Origin of the sequence: Okeania sp. SIO2C9 (assembly GCF_010672455.1) — a bacterium.
In the GTDB taxonomy this organism is placed as follows: Bacteria; Cyanobacteriota; Cyanobacteriia; order Cyanobacteriales; family Microcoleaceae; genus Okeania.
This window is the reverse complement of the sequence record NZ_JAAHGO010000012.1, coordinates 387,358-404,235: the sequence shown is the minus strand read 5'-3', so window position 1 is coordinate 404,235 and position 16,878 is coordinate 387,358. Positions and strand designations below refer to the sequence as shown.

The 16,878-nt window shown below is 39.5% G+C and carries 14 protein-coding genes; 10 read left to right on the top strand and 4 right to left on the bottom strand.

What is annotated here, in order from left to right; all coding sequences use genetic code 11:
• Nucleotides 1–125 precede the first annotated feature (125 nt).
• The 3 genes from F6K23_RS12260 to cysE all read right to left on the bottom strand — a co-directional run bounded on the left by F6K23_RS12260 (nucleotide 126) and on the right by cysE (nucleotide 1,495).
• Entirely contained in the window at nucleotides 126–356 is a 231-nt protein-coding gene (locus F6K23_RS12260; protein WP_293155296.1) for a DUF2949 domain-containing protein, read from the bottom strand.
• Between the two features lie 245 nt (nucleotides 357–601).
• Entirely contained in the window at nucleotides 602–874 is a 273-nt protein-coding gene (locus F6K23_RS12255) for an Asr1405/Asl0597 family protein (protein WP_293060607.1), read from the bottom strand.
• Between the two features lie 12 nt (nucleotides 875–886).
• Nucleotides 887–1,495, bottom strand: coding sequence for a serine O-acetyltransferase (cysE, locus tag F6K23_RS12250; RefSeq protein ID WP_293156140.1), 609 nt, complete (start codon nucleotides 1,493–1,495; stop codon nucleotides 887–889).
• A 1,461-nt stretch (nucleotides 1,496–2,956) separates the two neighbouring features.
• Between cysE and nifB the strand changes: the two genes are divergently transcribed.
• The 5 genes from nifB to nifD all read left to right on the top strand — a co-directional run bounded on the left by nifB (nucleotide 2,957) and on the right by nifD (nucleotide 10,386).
• Nucleotides 2,957–4,429 (top strand): nitrogenase cofactor biosynthesis protein NifB, encoded by a 1,473-nt coding sequence (nifB, locus tag F6K23_RS12245; RefSeq protein WP_293155293.1) that lies wholly within the window; start codon nucleotides 2,957–2,959, stop codon nucleotides 4,427–4,429.
• Nucleotides 4,430–4,981: 552 nt separating this feature from the next.
• The gene (gene nifS / locus F6K23_RS12240; RefSeq protein WP_293155290.1) at nucleotides 4,982–6,184 is read left to right on the top strand and encodes a cysteine desulfurase NifS; all 1,203 of its coding nucleotides are present in this window, start codon (nucleotides 4,982–4,984) and stop codon (nucleotides 6,182–6,184) included.
• A 417-nt stretch (nucleotides 6,185–6,601) separates the two neighbouring features.
• Nucleotides 6,602–7,471, top strand: a complete 870-nt coding sequence (nifU, locus tag F6K23_RS12235; protein WP_293155287.1) for a Fe-S cluster assembly protein NifU — start codon at nucleotides 6,602–6,604, stop codon at nucleotides 7,469–7,471.
• 378 nt (nucleotides 7,472–7,849) lie between these two features.
• Entirely contained in the window at nucleotides 7,850–8,740 is an 891-nt protein-coding gene (nifH, locus tag F6K23_RS12230) for a nitrogenase iron protein (RefSeq protein ID WP_293155284.1), read from the top strand.
• A gap of 191 nt (nucleotides 8,741–8,931) precedes the next feature.
• On the top strand, nucleotides 8,932–10,386 hold the full coding sequence (gene nifD, locus F6K23_RS12225; RefSeq protein ID WP_293155281.1) for a nitrogenase molybdenum-iron protein alpha chain: 1,455 nt from the start codon (nucleotides 8,932–8,934) through the stop codon (nucleotides 10,384–10,386).
• Here nifD and F6K23_RS12220 read toward each other — a convergent pair.
• Nucleotides 10,379–10,597 carry a hypothetical protein gene (locus F6K23_RS12220; RefSeq protein ID WP_293155278.1) on the bottom strand — a complete coding sequence of 73 codons (219 nt, stop codon included), beginning with the start codon at nucleotides 10,595–10,597 and terminating at the stop codon, nucleotides 10,379–10,381. The two genes, nifD and F6K23_RS12220, sit on opposite strands and share 8 nt — an antisense overlap.
• A 15-nt stretch (nucleotides 10,598–10,612) precedes the next feature.
• Here F6K23_RS12220 and nifK point away from each other — a divergent pair, with 15 nt between their 5' ends.
• From nifK to F6K23_RS12195, 5 genes are all read left to right on the top strand, one after another.
• Entirely contained in the window at nucleotides 10,613–12,151 is a 1,539-nt protein-coding gene (gene nifK / locus F6K23_RS12215; RefSeq protein WP_293155275.1) for a nitrogenase molybdenum-iron protein subunit beta, read from the top strand.
• Between the two features lie 33 nt (nucleotides 12,152–12,184).
• Nucleotides 12,185–12,475, top strand: coding sequence for a hypothetical protein (locus F6K23_RS12210; RefSeq protein ID WP_293155272.1), 291 nt, complete (start codon nucleotides 12,185–12,187; stop codon nucleotides 12,473–12,475).
• A gap of 125 nt (nucleotides 12,476–12,600) precedes the next feature.
• Nucleotides 12,601–13,041 (top strand): hypothetical protein, encoded by a 441-nt coding sequence (locus F6K23_RS12205; protein WP_293155269.1) that lies wholly within the window; start codon nucleotides 12,601–12,603, stop codon nucleotides 13,039–13,041.
• Between the two features lie 75 nt (nucleotides 13,042–13,116).
• The gene (locus tag F6K23_RS12200) at nucleotides 13,117–13,335 is read left to right on the top strand and encodes a hypothetical protein (RefSeq protein ID WP_293155266.1); all 219 of its coding nucleotides are present in this window, start codon (nucleotides 13,117–13,119) and stop codon (nucleotides 13,333–13,335) included.
• A gap of 379 nt (nucleotides 13,336–13,714) precedes the next feature.
• Entirely contained in the window at nucleotides 13,715–16,513 is a 2,799-nt protein-coding gene (locus F6K23_RS12195; RefSeq protein ID WP_293155263.1) for a bifunctional nitrogenase iron-molybdenum cofactor biosynthesis protein NifEN, read from the top strand.
• Nucleotides 16,514–16,878: the final 365 nt, after the last annotated feature.

Sequence of the window (16,878 nt, the reverse complement as noted above, 5' to 3'; positions counted from 1 at the left end):
GCTATTGCTTCTTTCTTTAGGATAGTAAAAATTACATTCAAGCAAAATCTAAAAGTATTTATCACTATTAAACATGGGCTTGTCAATGAGAAAGCTTTTATTTAGATAAACTTTATAATTCATTTTTAACTCATTTGCCGATCGTAGCAGAGAGTATTGCTATCGTAAGACTCATGCCAATCAAAAATTTGTTGCAGTTGTTGGAGAGAAATCATGCCAAACTTCCATAAAATCATTGGTAGAGGTCCACAAGAAGCTTCACTGTGTTTCCGTGCTACAGAAATTGCTGCGGCAGAAATAGCTAATTCTTCCTGCAAAAAATTAAGAAATAGAGTTGTCTTGCGATCGCCTTCCATAGTTATTATCCTTAAGTATTAAAGTACAGGTAATAGATAAGGAAGTTGATTAATTGATAATTGATAATGGATAATTGATAATTATCTCTGGTTAAAACCGTTACGGAATTGAATATCAGGAAATATTATTTCTTTTCTTCCCCTTAAAAGGGGAGACTTTAAACCAGAATTATTTAATTATTAATTATTAATTATTAATTATTCGGTAACTCCATATCTATTACCAATGAGAATTGTTCATTAAATCAATGGTTGTATTTAGGAAAAACTTCCATTTGCCAGCATCTTTCTAACCAGTCCACTAACTCTTTGCGAGGGGCAACAAATTGCTTAACAATGCTGTGGACAAGAATAGCATCGGTTAAATTATTAATTTCTACTAATAACTCACCGCTAGTAGGACACCAACTATTAATCATTAGTTCTTGTAAGCGCTGATGAACGAACCAACGATCGATTTGAGAAAGATTCACAACTGTAATCAAGTCTTGAGGGTTAGGATTATGATTGCTATACATCGTTGTCATTCCTTAGTGTTGCTGATAAAAGTTTGCAATTGTTTGTTCTAGTTGCTCAATTCTGTCAAGTAAAGCGCGAGTTACGGTAGCTTGTGTATCTGGTAACCGTCCATGTTCAAGAGGTCCAACTCGTTCGCCAGATTTAGAAACAATTCGACCAGGTATACCGACAACGGTGCATTCAGAAGGAACGTCATTCAATACAATTGAACCAGCACCTATGCGGACATTATCTCCGATATTGATGTTACCTAGTACCTTCGCACCAGCACCAACTACAACATTCTTGCCAATAGTGGGATGGCGTTTACCAATTTCTTTTCCCGTACCACCAAGGGTGACACCTTGATAAATTAAAGAATATTCTCCAATAATTGCAGTTTCACCAATAACAACTCCCATGCCATGATCGATAAATACTCCCTGTCCAATTGTTGCCCCAGGATGAATTTCAATTCCTGTTAAAAACCGTCCAAGATGAGAAATTAAACGTGGAATTAGAGAAATGTTCTGAATATGTAACCAATGAGCAAGGCGATGTAGTACTAAAGCGTGCAAACCAGGATAGCAACATAAGACTTCAACCCAGTTGCGTGCTGCGGGGTCTCGCTCAAAGATCATTTTAAAATCTGTTAAGATTGTCTCTAGCTCTGGAAAGGTAAAATATTTATACCAAAATCTATGACGACGAGAAGAAGAAAGGTCTCTACCTGATTCTAGTTGTCGATTTTGTTGAGCAGTGTCAGTATTAGCTTTGAGTTTGAATTGAGACCTAAAGTTACCTTGACTTTTTTTGGAATTAGAAGTGTTAGTTTGATTAGGTAATGTACAAGTATTTCTAGTTAGTAAGGTGGTCATGGGTTAAATAGGGGATTCGGTGTTTGACAAGGACGTTTGCTTTTCAATTTTTATATCAAGTGCCTTGTAAACTACTAACCAATATTTAACGGTCAATCTTTATTAGATATATTAAGCTTGTACTCAATAGACTGAAAATGAATGTAGATAGATGTTTGAAATATATTTTGGGGTATAGGTGCTAGTATTTTTTGTAGCGTGTACGAGTATTTAATGAACAATGTACTAGCATTTTTGTACTCAAGGTTTATGCTTGTGTGTCAGCAGGTTTGAAGTTTTTAAGGGGGGTTTATGCTGAAATTGAAACTTGTACTCAAATTATAGTTTAACTCATAATTATAGTGAAAAGATTAAAAAAAAGATTAAAAATTATCTAGTTAATTCTGAAAAAACTGCTAAATTTTTTACAAAACCTAACAAGTTGCATTTTTATTTTTAGCTATAAAAAAATGTTAAGAAAATTGAAAATCTTTCTCAGAACGAAGCATTGAAAATTACTTACATTAATCCTGAAAAACTGCTAAATTTATTACAGAAGCGAAAAAGTCGCATTTAGTTTTTGGCCACAGAAAATTGTTAAGGAAATTGGTCATATTTCTCAGGATTTTGTTAATGTAGATTACTCTAAAGTGCAGTTGTATTAAATCTGGATGATTAGTAACGAAAAGCTTTATTCCTGACAACTTTACTCCTTTTTTTCTGCATTCTCTCTGTCAATATTGAAAATAATTATCAAACTTTAAAGAAAAATTAAGATAAATCTAGCCTACTTGCCAAAAATTGATACATTGTATACAGTAATAAAAGATTAGGTTGAATAAGGGGTGTATGAGTACAGGAGTATAGAGACAAAATCAAGGTTAAAAAAGTAGTTGAATTCCTGATATATATAGGTTTTATAACGAGTACATAAAACTCCGTACCATTACCCAATAAATACTTGTACCCCACTTAAAAAATACAAGTACCTATACCCCAATAAAAAAATTAGATACCTCGATTTGATTTGAATTATTAGATGATACAAATCTGAGTACAAAACTAATGATCGTAATCAATACTAATGGGGGTTTTTGAAAGTAACAGTTTAAAGGCCACTGATATAAAAACTATAACGCCGGACACCTAAACTGCATACGAAAAATAATCGTTTCAGGAAAAGTGTATCGACGCGAGTAATCCGTCACTCACGGCGACAGCTACCCAACAATAGTGGAAACTTAGATGTTACAGCCAACAGAACTATCTTCCCAACCAACAGTAGACAGCTTCGCAAAAACCACGAAAAGCACGGAAAAGAAATCCGGAGGCTGCGTGTCAAAGGGTTGCGGAACTACTACCGAACAGCAACTTCCCGCAAGCATTCAAGAGCGCGTTGCTAACCATCCTTGCTACAGTCAAGAAGCGCATCACCATTATGCGAGGATGCACGCTCCAGTTGCACCAGCTTGCAATATTCAATGTAATTTCTGTAACCGTAAATACGACTGTGCCAACGAAAGTCGTCCCGGTGTAGTTAGTGAACTGCTAACTCCTGAAGAAGCAGCTCATAAAGCTCTAGTAATTGCAGGCAAAATTCCCCAAATGACTGTGATGGGAATTGCCGGACCAGGAGACCCATTAGCGAACCCAGAGAAAACATTCCGCACTTTTGAGCTTGTAGCTGAGAAAGCACCAGATATCAAGCTTTGCTTGTCAACCAATGGTCTAGCTTTACCCGATTATATAGATCGACTCAAAGCACTCAACATTGACCACGTTACCTTAACGATAAATATGGTTGACCCTGAAATCGGGGTAAAGATTTATCCTTGGGTTCATTATCGTCGGAAACGTTACAGAGGAATTGAAGGGGTAAAAATTCTGCATCAAAGACAAATGGAATCCTTAGACTTACTCAGAGAAGCTGATATTCTCTGCAAAGTTAACTCAGTAATGATTCCTGGCATCAATGATCAACATTTAGAAGAAGTAAATAAAATTGTTCGTTCTAAGGGTGCATTCATTCACAATATTATGCCTCTGATTTCTTCACCAGAACACGGTACTTACTTTGGCTTAAATGGTCAGCGTGGTCCTACCACTGAAGAATTGAAAACATTGCAAGACAAATGTGATGTAGGTGGTATGAAAATGATGCGCCACTGTCGTCAATGTCGTGCAGATGCAGTTGGTCTGTTAGGTGAAGACCGCAGTAAGGAATTCACAAAAGAAGCAATCATGGAGATGACTCCAGAATATGACTTGGAAAAGCGTAAAGAATTCCATGCTGGCATTGAAGGTTTCCGCAACAAACTAGCAACAGCTAAGGCAGAAACTCAAGTAAAAGAAGCAGTTGCTCAAGCTGGTCCACCAATACTACTAGCAGTAGCAAGTAAGGGTAACGGATTAGTTAATCAACACTTCGGTCATGCTAAAGAGTTTATGATTTATGAAGTTGATGGTGTGAAAGCTAGATTTATTGCTCACCGCAAAGTTGACCACTATTGCTTAGGTGGTTATGGTGAAGAAGGCAGTTTGGAGAATATCATCAAAGCAATTTCTGATTGTAAAGCTGTGCTGGTTTCTAAAATTGGTGAGAGTCCTAAAGAAAAGGTACTCAATGCAGGAATAGACGTAGTAGAGAGCTACGATGTAATTGAAACAGTTGCTTTAGATTTTTACAAGCAGTTCAGACAACTACTACAACCTGCATAGGTAAACGGAATTCAGAATTCAGTAGGGGCGAATGGCATTCGCCCGTACAGAAGTTAGAAGTTAGAAGTTATAGGCTAAAAACTTTAGTTTCAGGCAATTATTTGATATTAGCTTACAGCAGATTTTAGGTAAATGAGGTACACATAAGAATGGTAAAGTTTTCCAGTGCGGGCATCTTGCCCGCAATAACATCTTGCCCGCAATAACATCTTGCCCGCAATAACATCTTGCCCGCAATAACATCTTGCCCGCAATAACATCTTGCCCGCGACTGGTGTACCTTACTTATATGAAATACGCTGTAAAACTCAAGCAATGAAAGATGTTTCCTTCTTTCTTCTTCCTTCTGCAGACGGGAACATATCAAAAGCTTAAAACTCAAGCAATGGAAGATGTTTTCTTCTTCCTTCTTCCTTCTTCCCTCTTCCTTCTGCAGACGGGAATATATCAAAAGCTTAAAACTCAAGCAATATAAAGATGTTTCCTTCTTCCTTCTTCCTTCTTCCCTCTTCCTTCTTCCCTACAACAATCACCTCAAGTATTTAGTCAGCTATGCAACAAACCATTTATCTCGATAATAATGCTACTACCAAAGTAGATGATGCAGTGCTAGCGGAAATGCTACCTTACCTGAGTCAGTTTTATGGCAACCCCTCTAGTATGCACACTTTTGGCGGACAAGTTGGTAAAGCTGTGAGAAAAGCGCGATCGCAAGTTGCAGCTTTATTAGGTGCCCAGGATACAGAAATTATCTTTACCAGTTGTGGTACTGAGGGTGATAATGCTGCAATTAGAGCTGCTCTCACTGCCCAACCAAATAAACGACATATTATTACTACTCAGGTAGAACACCCGGCAGTTTTGAATCTGTGCAAGCATTTGGAAAAGCAGGGTTATACAGTTACTTATCTGTCAGTAGATAGCCAAGGAATGATAGATTTACTTGAGCTGGAAGCTGCTATTACAGGTGATACTGCCTTAGTATCCGTTATGTACGCCAATAATGAAACAGGCGTGATTTTCCCCATAGAGAAAATTGGGCAGATAGCTAAGGAATATGGTGCGCTATTTCATGTTGATGCGGTGCAAGTAGCAGGGAAAATTCCCCTGGATATGAAGAATAGCACTGTAGATATGTTGGCTATCTCTGGTCACAAATTGCACGCACCCAAGGGTATTGCTGCTTTGTATGTACGTCGTGGTACTCGCTTCCGTCCGTTATTAATTGGCGGACATCAGGAACGCGGTCGCCGTGCTGGTACGGAAAATGTGCCTGGTATTATTGCTCTGGGTAAAGCTTGTGAATTGGCGCAGGAGCATTTGACACATATCGACCGGGAACGGGAACTGCGCGATTATTTGGAGAACGGCATTCTTGCTGCTATTTCTGATTGTGCTGTTAATGGTCATCCTACTGAAAGGTTGCCTAATACTACTAATATTGGCTTCAAATTTATTGAGGGAGAAGCAATATTGCTGCATTTGAACCATTATGGTATCTGTGCTTCTTCTGGATCTGCTTGTACTTCTGGGTCCCTGGAACCATCTCACGTTTTGCGGGCAATGGGTCTGCCGTACACAATTTTGCATGGCTCGATTCGTTTCTCTTTATCACGTTACACAACCCGTCAAGAAGTTGAGGAAGTGTTAGCAGTGATGCCTACTATTGTAGAGCGTCTCCGGGCTTTATCACCCTTTAAGAACGACCAAGCTAATTGGTTGCAAGAGCGACAAGAGGCAACTGTAAATCCCTAAAATTTACAATGTTTTAAGGATTACTACACTTTTGTTTACGCTACATTTTTGTAGCAACAATAACAGAAAAACTCTGTTGATTCCGCAACAATCATTGTATAGCTTAAAGAGGGGTATATCTCACGCTAAGAACTCACAAAATTGTAGCAGGATTAACAGAAAAAAGATTCCTTAACCTAGAGTATAAATAATATAACTTCTAGGGGTAATAAGTAACTTTAAACGCTAATTACTTGAAAAAATAAATTTAAGGAAAAAAGGGTTGCTTGAATATAAAAAATGTGAAATACTAATAATATACAAGTTTAACCCACCTCCTAAAATAATAAATTATTACTCTACAAACTGAGTAGTAATATTCAAGAAAAAGCGCAACTTTCATCAGTAAAAATTAGGGTGTTCTAAACAATAAGGGCTATGTGGGAATATACTGACAAAGTAATGGACTTGTTCTATAACCCCCAAAATCAAGGAACCATTACAGACCAGAAAGAAGGGGAAAAGGTAGTTAGCGGTGAGGTAGGAAGTATAGCGTGTGGAGATGCTCTCAGCCTACACCTCAAAGTAAATGAAGCCTCCGGCGAAATCTTAGATGCAAAATTTCAAACTTTTGGCTGTGCTAGTGCAATCGCTTCATCTTCTGCTCTGACAGCAATGCTAAAAGGCAAAACCATAGACGAAGCCATGAAGATTAAAAACCAGGATATCGCGGGATACCTGGGAGGGCTGCCAGAAGAAAAAATGCACTGTTCGGTCATGGGAGAGGAAGCATTAGAAGCAGCAATATTCAAATATAAAGGTATTGAAGTTGAAGTTCACGAAGAAGACCACGAAGGAGCATTAGTTTGTAGCTGTTTTGCGATTACTGAAAATAAGATTAAGCGAGTAATCAAGGAAAACAATCTAAAAACAGCAGAAGAAGTAACAAACTATGTGAAGGCAGGTGGTGGTTGTGGTTCTTGTTTGGCAGATATTGATGACTTAATTGTATCAGTATATGAAACGCCAGAACCTACACAGCAAGTAGCTACAACTACTAAGCCAGCTAAACTAACAAATCTACAAAAAATTACATTAATTCAACAAGTATTAGAACAAGAAGTAAGACCTGTCCTCGCGGAAGATGGAGGAGATGTTGAACTGTTCGATGTAGATGGCGATCGGGTGCTAGTAACACTAAAAGGAGCCTGTGGTTCTTGCAGTAGTGCAATGGCGACATTAAAAGGAGCGATCGAAGCTACATTAAAAGAACGAGTAAGTGAAAGTCTTGTAGTAGAAGAAGCGTAAAACAGTTATCACTTATCAAGGTTTCTTAAATCGAATTAAAAAAATTAACTGTTGACTGATGATAAGTAAAACTTGATTAAATTTATGCTGAATAGAGCGACAGACAACAAATAACAACGGGTGCATTAATGAAAACTATATATACGCAGGTCATACCTGCTCAAGCTTTAGGGCGAGCGCCTCCGGGTACTCAATGTTGCTGCTAAATACACACTGTTCTTAAATGAACAACATTTTGAATGTGATACTGTAAAACCAAAAGCCCTAGAAAACAGCAGCTATATATCAAACACAAACTCTAAGGAAATTTTTACAGAATCAAAATCACATTCATTCAAATTCAAGTCAAACATACTAACAAAACGGAGAAAATCTATCATGCGTCAGATTGCATTTTACGGAAAAGGCGGTATCGGTAAGTCCACTACTTCTCAGAACACTCTAGCTGCAATGGCTAACCGTCACGGTCAGAGAATCATGATCGTAGGTTGTGACCCTAAAGCTGACTCAACTCGTTTAATCTTAAACGCTAAAGCTCAAACTACTGTACTTCACGTTGCTGCAGAGCGCGGTGCAGTTGAAGACGTAGAACTAGACGAAGTATTGAAAGATGGTTTCGCAGGTATCCGTTGCGTTGAGTCTGGTGGTCCTGAGCCTGGTGTAGGTTGTGCAGGTCGTGGTATTATCACTGCTATCAACTTCCTAGAAGAAGAAGGTGCTTATACAGACCTAGATTTCGTAAGTTATGACGTACTAGGTGACGTTGTTTGCGGTGGATTTGCAATGCCTATCCGTGAAAACAAAGCTCAAGAAATCTACATCGTATGTTCCGGTGAAATGATGGCGATGTATGCTGCTAACAACATTGCTCGTGGTGTTCTTAAGTATGCTCACGCTGGTGGTGTACGTTTAGGTGGTTTAATCTGTAACAGCCGTAAAGTTGACCGTGAAGTTGAGTTAATCGAGAACTTAGCAGCTCGTTTGAACACTCAAATGATTCACTTTGTACCTCGTGACAACGTTGTTCAACGCGCTGAAATTCGTCGTATGACTGTTGAACAGTATTCTCCAGAAGATAACCAAGCTCAAGAGTACAATACATTAGCTGAGAAAATCATCAACAACGAAAAACTAACTATTCCTACTCCTCTAGAAATGGATGAATTAGAAGAGTTGTTAATTGAATTCGGTCTATTAGGAGACGAAGACGATCGTCAGCAGCAAATTGCAGCACAAGATGCAGCTTTAGCAGCAGAAAAGAAAGCTTAAGTAAACTCAAGTAAGTCTTAGACTGAAATAATGGGGTGTGCAGAGCGCACCCCCATCTCAAGACACAAGTAGTAGTGAGTCTTGTATTAATTAATTTGTAGGGGCAGGTTTTGCAGACAGTAAAAAAGCACCTGCCCCCGCTAATACAAAACTCAAACACTAAATCAAATATCCGAAAGGAGATATGTAACATGACATCTGAAAAAGTCGAACAGAACAAACAGTTAATTCAAGAAGTCTTAGACGCTTATCCCGAGAAAGCTGCTAAAAGACGGAAAAAGCACCTTAATGTTTTAGAAGAAGGATCTGACTGTGGCGTTAAGTCCAATGTTAAATCAGTTCCTGGTGTAATGACAACTCGTGGTTGTGCTTTTGCTGGAGCAAAAGGGGTTGTTTGGGGTCCTGTTAAGGACATGGTTCACATCAGTCACGGTCCTGTTGGTTGCGGTTACTACTCTTGGGCAGGTCGTCGTAACTACTATAACGGTGTAACTGGTGTTGATACCTTCGGTACAATGCAATTCACTTCCGATTTCCAAGAAAGAGACATCGTTTTTGGTGGAGACAAGAAACTCGCCAAAATCATGAAAGAAATCGAAGATTTATTCCCTCTAAATGCTGGTATCACAATTGAATCTGAGTGCCCAGTAGGTCTAATTGGAGATGACATCGAAGCAGTAGCTAGAAAAGCTGCTAAAGAACTCAATAAGCCAGTTGTTCCAGTACGTTGTGAAGGCTTCCGTGGAGTTTCTCAGTCATTAGGTCACCACATCGCTAACGACACAGTGCGTGATTGGGTATACGAGCCTTCTGCTGAAATAACTAACGAAGAGATCGGTTTTGAAACCACTCCTTATGACGTATCCTTAATCGCTGACTACAACATCGGTGGAGACGGTTGGAGTTCTCGTCTATTATTAGATGAAATCGGCTTAAGAGTAGTTAGCCAAGCAACAGGTGACGGTACTTACAACGAAGTATTCATGGCTCCTAGGGTGAATTTAAACCTCATCCACTGCTACCGTTCCATGAACTACATCTGCCGTTACATGGAAGAAGAGTATGGTATACCTTGGACTGAGTTCAACTTCTTCGGTCCTACTCAAATCGCTAAGTCTCTACGGAAGATTGCTTCTTACTTCGACGATACAATCAAAGAAAATACAGAGAAAGTAATTGCTCGGTATCAAGAACAAGCTGATGCAGTAATTGCTAAGTATCGTCCTCGTTTAGAAGGCAAGAAAGTAATGATGATGGTTGGTGGTCTACGTCCACGTCACGTTATTCCTGCTTTCGACGATCTAGGAATGGAAGTTATCGGTACTGGTTATGAGTTCGGTCACGGTGATGACTACAAGCGTACTGCTGAGTATGCTAAAGAAGGTACTCTAATCTATGATGACGTTAGTGGATATGAGTTCGAGGAATTCGCTAAGAAATTAAAGCCAGATTTAATTGCTTCTGGAATTAAAGAGAAGTATGTATTCCAGAAAATGGGTATGCCATTCCGTCAAATGCACTCCTGGGATTATTCTGGTCCTTATCACGGTTATGATGGATTCGCTATCTTCGCTCGTGACATGGATCTAGCTCTCAACAGCCCAACTTGGAACCTAATCAAGGCTCCTTGGAAGCAAGCTAGCTAATAGAAGTCAGAAGTTGTAGGGGCGAATGCCATTCGCCCTCACTCGATTTGCTTTTGGCTTTGAAGATAAATTTGGTTAGGTAATGGGGTGATGCCATCACTACAGCAACCCCAATATACAAACAAAAGATTTGACTAGGAACTGGGAGTGAGAAGTTGTAGAAGTTCTTCTTCCTTCTTCCTTCTTCCCTCTTCCTTCCGAACAATACCATAGAGGAATAAACACCATGAGTCAGAATGTAGACAAAATCAAAGACCATTTTCAACTCTTCCAAGAACCAGAATACCAAGAAATGTTCGAGCGGAAGAGAGAATTTGAAGGCGGTCCTTCCAAGGAAGAAGTAAAAAAAGTTAGTGAGTGGACAAAGACTTGGGAATATCGCGAAAAGAACTTTGCTCGCGAAGCGCTAACTATCAACCCGGCTAAAGCTTGTCAGCCTTTAGGTGCAATCTTTGCAGCAGCAGGTTTTGAAGGAACTCTACCTTTTGTACATGGTTCTCAAGGTTGTGTTGCTTATTTCCGCTCCCACTTAACTCGTAACTACAAAGAGCCATTCCAAGCTGTTTCCTCTTCTATGACTGAAGATGCTGCGGTATTCGGTGGTCTCAAGAACATGACTGATGGTTTGGCAAACTCTTATGCTTTGTACAAGCCAAAAATGATTGCTCTTTGCACAACTTGCATGGCAGAGGTAATTGGAGATGACTTAGGTTCATTCATCACTACCTCCAAGAATCAAGGTGCAGTACCTGAAGATTTCCCAGTTCCTTTTGCTCACACTCCTAGCTTTGTTGGTTCTCACATCACAGGCTATGACAATATGCTCAAGGGTATTTTGGTAGCTCTGACTGAAGGTAAGAAGAAGGGAGTTACTAACGGTAAAATCAACTTCATCCCTGGTTTCGACCCTTACATTGGCAACATCCGGGATTTGAAGAATATTCTATCTTTGATGGATGTTCCTAACACCATTTTAGCAGACAATGCTGAGAGCTTTGATTCTCCTAACTTGGGTGAATTCAAGATGTACAACGGTGGCACAACTTTGGCAGAAGGTGCTGATTCCATCAATGCTAAGGCTACTATCTCCTTCCAGAAATATTCCACTCCTAAGACTCTAGAGTACCTAGCAGAAAAAGGTGGTCAAACAACAGCTACTTATCGTCCTATCGGTATCCGTGGTACTGATGAGTTCTTAATGGCGTTGTCTGAATTGACTGGTAAGGCGATTCCTGAAGAGCTAGAAATTGAACGTGGTCGTGCAGTTGATGCTATCACTGACTCTCAAGCTTGGTTACACGGTAAGCGCATCGCTATCTACGGCGATCCTGACCATGTATTGGGCTTGTTGAACTTCACTCTAGAGTTAGGTATGCAGCCAGTTCACGTTGTTGTGACTAACGGTAACGTTGCTGGTTTTGAAGAAGAAGCTAAGGAATTGTTAGCTAATGATCCTAACGGCCAAGAAGCTACTGTTTGGATCGGTAAGGACTTATGGCACCTACGTTCACTGTTGGATACTGAGCCAGTTGACTTGTTAATTGGTAACTCCTATGGTAAGTTCCTACAACGTGATACTGGTACTCCATTAGTACGCATTGGCTATCCTATCTTCGATCGCCACCACCAGCACCGTTATTCTATCTTAGGATACAAAGGAGCATTCAATCTACTCAACTGGATCGTTAATACTATCCTCGATGAGTTAGACCGTGGTAGCATGGAGCTAGGTGTTAACGATACATCTTTTGACTTGATTCGTTAATTCATATTAACCATATAGTTTTTGTAGGGGCAAATGGCAGTTTGCCCCTATTCTGGTTTGACAGGTCTTCAGGGAAAAGTTAGGTTGGAACTACTATCTATTCCCTATTGCTATATGATTCAAACTTACCCCATCTCCAAAACTATTACTACTTTGGCTGACCTTGAGCAAAGGTTTAAGTTATCTCCTACAGATAATGACCTCTTCTTTCAGGAATGGCAACAAGACTTACCTGAACTAACTGCTGAAGAAAAGGAGAAGCTAGACCAAATTCAAAGACGATTTTTACGTCATAGAAAGCGAAGTTATATCATGTCCGGTTGAATAATTAGACTTTGGTGGAAGAAAGGCAGAGGACGGAAGGCAGAATACGAAATGGTTTCCTGCAATTTTAACCTAATTCTATACACAAACGATACTACCGGACATGATATTATCTCTCAGAAGGTGTGGTTAATCAATTACTAATTGGACCTTTACTTACTTTGGCAGGTTTATATGATGAACCTTTTTATGTCACTACTGAAGCAAGTATTGAAGTAGAAGTAGAAGACAAGGATAAAATTTTACGCGGTAGAGTTGATACTTTAGTTATTGCACAACAACTTTGGGTTCTCCTGGTTGAATCTAAATCTACTATTGGTTTTTCAGTAGCTTTACCTCAACTAATGACTTACATGATGGCAAACCCCAATCCCGAACGTCCTGTCTATGGTATGATTGGTAGCGGGGATGAGTTTATGTTTGTCAAAGTGTTGACGACAGGTGTTCCCCAATATGATTTGTCTAATGTTTTTTATCTGCTACTACCTCGCAGGAATCAGTTATATGATGTTTTAAGTATTCTCAAACAAATTGCCAAAATTATGAGTGCAAATATTGGGCAATGAGTGATGGAAATTTAAGAGCGATCGGCTCTAATTTTTATATAAACAAAATAAAAACAAAAATTTGTCAGTCTAAGATTGGTAGGTTGGGTTAAGCGCCAGGGTTATTGGGATCACCAATTAGCCCACATCACAGAAAAACGTAACCGTCAGATGAGAGATGCAGTTAACAAAGCTGTAAATCTAGCCAAGGTCTGTAGGCGAGTTTTGACCCTCGCTACCAGATTTCGCATCTGGGAAACCAAAGCTAAAAAGCAGAGTGGCACGGATTTATCCTGCCACGTAGCAACAGCTTAGAATCCCTGTGGCTAAAGCCCAGGGAGAGGTCAAGAACATTATCTTTATATACTCACTATAAAAAATCATCAATAATAAAAATTTGTTATTCTTAAGCAGCCATCTTGTAGGGTGCGTTAATGAAATGTAACCCACCGCCATCCCAACAAATATTTCGGTGCGTTACGCTTTTCTGCGGAATGCTACGCAAACGCTAACATACCCTACCGGACTAATAATAAAAATTTGTCATTCTCGCTCTATTGGGTTTCCTTCCTCAACCCAACCTACAAAATGATAACTTCTATACAAAACTAATAATAAAAATTTGTCATCCTTAAGATTAGATACTCCATACCCGCCCCATAGTAGTTAATAATAGAGACTTAATAACATGGCTATGATGACCCCAGGCAAAGTTGCCGAACTATTAAATGAGCCTGGTTGCGAACACAACCATCACAAACATAACCATAACGGAGATAAAAAACAGAAAGGTTGCCAACAACAAGCAACTCCTGGAGCGGCTCAGGGGGGTTGCGCTTTTGACGGAGCTAGCATTGCCCTGGTTCCCATTACAGATGCAGCTCACTTAGTTCATGGGCCTCTTGGTTGCTCCGGTAACTCCTGGGGAACTCGTGGTAGTCTTTCTTCTGAAGCTCATCTCTACAAAATGGGTTTCACTACCGACATGAGTGAAAATGACATTATCATGGGTGGTGAGAAAAAATTACTTAAGGCGATCGCTGAATTAAAAAAACGTTATCAACCTCCAGCAGTATTTGTCTACTCTACCTGCGTTACTTCTTTAATTGGAGATGACCTAGAAACAGTTTGTAAAATCGCCACCAAAAAATTAGAACTTCCGGTCATTCCCGTCAACTCCCCTGGTTTCATTGGTAGTAAAAATCTAGGCAACCGAGTGAGTGCTGAAGCATTATTAGACCATGTAGTTGGTACTTCCGAGCCAGAATTTACCACACCCTACGATATTAATCTCATCGGCGAATATAATATTGCGGGTGAAATGTGGGCAATGTTACCCCTGTTTGAAAAACTTGGCATCCGGGTATTGTCAAAAATCACCGGAGATGCTACCTACAAAGAAATTTGTTACGCCCACCGTGCCAAACTCAACGTGATGATCTGCTCCAAAGCTATGATCAATATGGCACGAAAAATGGAGGAGAGATACGGCATTCCTTACATTGAAGAATCTTTTTATGGTGTTGCCGATATTAATCACTGCCTCAGAAATATTGCTGCCAAAATTGGAGATGCTGACCTGCAAGAGCGTACAGAAAAACTCATTGCCGAAGAAACAGCAGTTCTCCAAGAAATATTAGAACCTTATCGCCAACGTTTGAAAGGTAAAAGAGTTGTACTCTACACGGGTGGGGTTAAAAGTTGGTCTATTATTTCGGCGGCTCAAGATTTAGGTATGGATGTGGTCGCTACTAGCACGAAGAAAAGTACCGAAGAAGACAAAGCAAAAATCAAAGAATTACTGGGCAAAGATGGTATTTTGCTAGAAAAGGGGAATGCTGAAATTCTGCTGAAAGTCATTGCTGACACAAAAGCTGATATGCTGATCGCAGGAGGTCGTAACCAATATACTGCCCTCAAAGCTAGAATACCCTTTTTGCACATTAACCAAGAACGGCATCATCCTTATGCTGGTTATCACGGCACTATCGAAATGGCAAAGGAATTAGATGAAGCACTCCATAGTCCAGTTTGGGAACAAGTGCGACAACCTGTGCCTTGGTTAGGGGAATGTCAGATAGATGATGTCTCAGAAATAGAAACTTTACCAAGTCTAGGGAATATTCCACCTGCAACAGTTAGCTTTCCCAAAAAGTCCTTATCCACAAATCCTCTCAAATTGAGTCAACCTCTAGGTGCTTCCTTAGCTTACTTAGGAATTAAAGGCATGATGCCACTGTTCCACGGGACTCAAGGTTGTACTGCTTTTGCCAAGGTATTGTTGGTGAATCACTTCCACGAAGCTATTCCTTTGTCTACTACTGCTATGACTGAAGTGACAACTATTTTGGGAGGAGAGGATAATATAGAGACAGCTATTCTCAACCAAATTGAGAAGTCAAAACCAGAAGTTATTGGTTTGTTAAGCACTGGTTTAACTGAAACCAGGGGCGATGATGTGGAGCGTATTCTCAAGAAATTTAGGGAAGAGCATCCAGAGTTAGATGAGTTGCCAATATTAAATGTTTCTAGTCCAGATTATAAGGGTTCTGCTCAGGATGGTTTTGCTGCTACTGTCGAACGTATAGTAGCTTATGATTATGGTGAAGCCATTCCTACTGAAAAGCCTTTCGTAACAATTTTAGCGGGTAGTTGTCTTGCTCCTGGAGATGTACAGGAAGTTCGAGATATTGTGGAATCTTTTGGCTTAACACCGATAGTTGTACCTGACTTATCTCAGTCTCTGGACGGACATTTAGTTGATGATAATTATAGCGCGACAAGTTCTGGTGGAACTACCATAGAAGAACTTCGTAACCTGAGTCAGTCAAGTTTTACTCTTGTTATTGGGGAAAGTTTGCGGAATGCAGCTAATATTTTGCAGGAAAAATTTGGCACTCAATATCAAGTGTTCCCTCGGTTGACTGGTTTGGGTGCTGTAGACAGTTTCATATTAAAATTGTCTCAGTTAGTTGTTTCTCGTACAGACCCTCATTTAGATAAGGGTTGCGAAGTGCCTCAGAAATATCAGCGTCAACGTCGGCAGTTACAGGATGCGATGCTGGATACTCACTTCTATTTTGGTCATAAGCAGATTTCTATTGCTCTGGAACCAGATTTACTTTGGGCAACCAGTTGGTTTTTGCGGGAAATGGGGGCAGATATTCATGCTGCTGTAACAACTACGCGATCGCCTTTATTAGAAAAATTGCCTACAGAAAATGTAATTATTGGTGACTTGGGAGACTTGGAAGAAGTTGCCACAGGTTCAGATTTATTGATTACCAATTCTCATGGTAAACTGATATCTGAGAAGTTAGGTCTTGCTCTATATCGCATGGGTATGCCAATTCATGATCGCCTCGGTAATGGTCAACGTTGTAATGTTGGTTATCGTGGTACAATGAATTTATTATTTGACATTGGTAATATTTTCTTAGAGCAAGAGGAATCAAAAATTCACACCAATGATTATTCATTATTGTCACGATGAAGGTGATAGGTTTTAGGTGGTAGGTGGTAGGTTTTAGAGCTACTTTTCTTAACTATACTAAAATCTACGACCCCATCATTAGGCAGATATAAATAAACGAATATTTGAAGTTCGGAGACTGGTTTAATTAATAGTTTGACTGGCTCAAAATTCGCTCCAAAATTTAAACCTACCCTCCCTCATATTAATCATTTACTTATGTCTGTAATTTCTAGTTTTTCGCTCTAGTAAGCGTTACATTTAGGAGGCAAAAAATAATGAAAAGAATGAAGTTTTTTGATTTTTTTTGCCTGAACTAAACTGTATAAAACAAGTTTGTTATCAATAACTAATGGGTTTTAACTATTAGTTATTCGGTACATTAA